Origin of the sequence: Aeromonas sp. 604176 (genome assembly GCF_049170755.1) — a bacterium.
Classification (GTDB): Bacteria; Pseudomonadota; Gammaproteobacteria; order Enterobacterales; family Aeromonadaceae; genus Aeromonas; species Aeromonas veronii_A.
In genome coordinates this window covers 1-825 of sequence record NZ_JAAKNE010000294.1, presented here as the reverse complement: position 1 = coordinate 825, position 825 = coordinate 1, and the positions used below count along the sequence as shown (strand labels likewise).

General features: G+C 61.5%; 2 protein-coding genes. Both read left to right on the top strand.

The features are described 5' to 3' along the window. Window positions 1-515 (top strand): NADH-quinone oxidoreductase subunit J (gene nuoJ / locus G5358_RS21450; RefSeq protein WP_421324924.1); only part of this gene is annotated, 515 nt, incomplete at its 5' end. Further along, a complete protein-coding gene (gene nuoK / locus G5358_RS21445) occupies window positions 512-820 on the top strand; it encodes an NADH-quinone oxidoreductase subunit NuoK (RefSeq protein WP_005337247.1) in 309 nt (102 codons plus the stop codon). The genes nuoJ and nuoK, both read left to right, overlap by 4 nt. Window positions 821-825: the final 5 nt, after the last annotated feature.

Genomic DNA, 825 nt, shown 5'->3' with positions numbered 1-825 from the left:
TTTACAGCACGCTGCGGGTGATCAGCACCAGCAATCCCATGCATGCGCTGCTCAATCTCATCATCTCCCTCATCGCCGTGGCCATGATCTTCTTCTGCCTGGGTGCCGCCTTTGCGGGCGCCCTGCAGGTGATCGTCTACGCCGGCGCCATCATGGTGCTGTTCGTGTTCGTGGTGATGATGCTGAACCTGGGGAGTGCCCAGGCACAGGAGAAAAAGTGGCTCACCCCCATGACCTGGGGGGGCCCAGCCCTGCTCTCGCTGATCCTGCTGGGCTTTCTGGCCCACGGCATTCTCGGGGTGACCGGGGGCCTGATCGGAGTGACCGAGGTGACCGCCAAGCAGGTGGGTGTCGAGCTCTTTGGCCCCTATGTGCTGGCGGTGGAGCTTGCCTCCATCCTGCTGCTGGCGGGTCTGGTAACCGCCTATCACCTGGGTCGGGAAGAGAAGAGCGGTGAAGTGCTCTCCGTCCCCCGCACAGCATCCCGCTCTGCACAAGAAGGAGGTCAGCAATGAATGGAATCCCTATGGAGCACGGCCTCCTGCTGGCCGCGGTGCTCTTCTGCATCGGCTTGTGCGGTCTGCTGATCCGCCGCAACCTGCTCTACATCCTGATGAGTATCGAGATCATGATGAATGCCTCGGCACTGGCGTTTGTGGTGGCGGGTAGCCGCTGGGCCCAGGCTGATGGCCAGATCATGTATATCCTGGTGATTTCTCTGGCGGCAGCGGAGGCCAGTATCGGCCTCGCCCTGTTACTGCTGCTCTATCGTCGTTACCACACCCTGAACGTGGACACTGTGAGCGAGATGCGCGGATGAGCCTC